Source organism: Anaeromyxobacter sp. SG17 (genome assembly GCF_022690695.1).
Classification (GTDB): domain Bacteria; phylum Myxococcota; class Myxococcia; order Myxococcales; family Anaeromyxobacteraceae; genus Anaeromyxobacter; species Anaeromyxobacter soli.
In genome coordinates, this window is sequence record NZ_JALCYX010000149.1 from 1 (window position 1) to 2,206 (window position 2,206).

1 protein-coding gene is annotated in these 2,206 nt (G+C 79.4%); it reads left to right on the forward strand.

Annotated features, from left to right (window positions below; genetic code table 11):
* Nucleotides 1-2,206 (forward strand): exodeoxyribonuclease V subunit beta (locus MNY60_RS23470; protein WP_242362061.1); only part of this gene is annotated, 2,206 nt, incomplete at both ends.

Below are 2,206 nucleotides of genomic sequence, written 5' to 3' on the forward strand. Positions count from 1 at the left end.
CAGGGAGCGATCGACGACGCCGCGCTCGGGCGGCTCCTCGCGCTCGGCGCCGCCGCGAAGGGGAAGCGCCTCGGCAAGGGCGACGGCCCGCTGCGCGAGCTCAAGGACGCGCTCGCAGCGGCGGCCGAGGCGCTCGCGCCGCTCGCCGCCGAGGCGCTCGCGGCGGAGTCGAAGGCGGAGCTCTGCCGGCTCGTCGCCGACGCCGAGGCCCGGTACGCCGCCGCGAAGCGCGCGGCCCGCGCCGTGGACTTCGACGACCTCCTCGTCGTCGCGCGCGACCTCCTGCGGCGCGACGCGGCGCTCCGCGCGGAGCTCCGGGGGCGGTTCCGCGCGCTCCTCGTGGACGAGTACCAGGACGTGAACGGGGTTCAGCAGGAGCTGTTCGAGCTGCTCGCGGGCCCCGGCACGCCCCCCGGCCCGGTCCTCGTCGCGGTGGGCGACCTCAAGCAGTCCATCTACCGCTTCCGCGGCGCCGACGTCGCGGTGTTCGCGCGACTCGTCCGCCGGCTCGACGCGGGCGGGGGGCGTGTGCTGCACCTCTCGGACAACCATCGCTCCGCGCCGGCGGTGGTCGAGCTCGTGAACGAGGTGTTCGCGCGGTGCATGCGCCCGCCCGACGGCGCGCCGGCGCGCGACGACGAGATCCGCTTCTCCGACGCCGATCGCCTCGTGCCGCACCGGCCGGAGGGCGCGCGCCCCGCGTGCGAGCTCCTCGACGACGACGGCGAGGGGAACGCCGCGGAGCGGCGGCGCCGCGAGGCCGACGCGATCGCCCGCCGCATCGAGGCGGTGGTCGCCGGGACGGCGGGCGTCGCGGTGCGCGAGCGGGGCGAAGGCGGAGGCGAGCGCGTGCGGCGCCCGAGGCTCGGCGACGTGGCGATCCTGTTCCGGCGGCTCACGCAGATCGGCGAGTACGAGCGGGCGCTGCGCGCCGCGGGGATCCCCTACCGGCTCGCGCGCGGCGGCGGCTTCTACCAGGCGCCGGAGGTGCGCGATCTCGGGGAGCTCCTCGCGACGCTGGCCGATCCCGCCGACGCGATCGGCTGGGCCGCGCTGCTCCGCTCGCCCATGTGCGGCGTCTCGGACGCGACGCTCTTCCTCGCCGCGCGGGCCGGCCCCGGACGGCTGGCGCGTGCCCCCGCGGGCGGGCTCCCCGACGAGCTCCTTCGAGCCCTCTCGGCCGACGGGGCCTTCGCGCTCGCGCCCGGCACGGCGGAGCAGGCGGTTCGCCGGGTGCCGGCGGAGGACTGGGCGCGGCTCGCGCGCCTGCTCGAGGTCTGGCGCGAGCTGCACGCGCTCCGCGACAGGCTCGCGCCGGACGCGCTGCTCGGGCGCGCCGTCGAGCGCCTCGATCTCGACGCAGCGCTGCTCGCCGGGCCCGACGGCGAGCGGCGGGCGATGAACGTCGCGAAGGCCGTGGCCCTCGCCGCGCGCTTCGCCGCGGACGGCGGGACGGCGGCGGAGCTCGCGCGCCACCTGCGGGCGCAGGCGGCGCGGCCGCCGCGCGAGCCCGAGGCGGAGGTCGAGGCCGGCGACGCGGTGGCCATCCTCACCGTGCACCAGGCCAAGGGGCTCGAGTGGCCGGTGGTGTTCGTACCGGACCTCGGCGCGCGCGCGCGGAGCGACGCCCGCCGCGCGCTCCTCGACCCGGCGGGGCGCGTCTGCGCGATGCGCTACGACGCGGCGGCCGAGCGGTTCGACGAGACGGTCTCCGTGCGCGAGGCGCGCGAGCACGAGCGGCGCGCGGCGGCGGCCGAGTCGCGCCGGCTCCTCTACGTCGCGATGACCCGCGCGCGCGATCACCTCGTCCTCTCCGGCGAGGCCTCGAACGGTGCGGAGAGCTGGCGCGGGCTCGTGGAGGCGGCGGCCGACGCGCGGCCGGAGCTCCTGCGGCGGATCCCGATCGCGGAGGCGGGGACGGCTGCGTCGGGGACCCCGCTCGCCGAGGCTACCGCCGCCCCCGCGGCTGCCGCCGCGGCGGTCGTCGCGCCGCCCCATCTCGCCGGCCCGCCCGCGGTCGCCGCCGTGCGGACCGCCGTGACCGAGCTCGCCGAGTACGCCCGGTGCCCGCGCCGCCACCACCTCGGTCGCGTGCTTGGACTCGCCGAGCCGCGCGGCGCGCGCGGCGCCCCCGCCGACGATCCCGGCCGCGCGACCGCGCGCGGGACCCTCGCGCACGCGATGCTCGCCGAGGCGGATCTCGGCG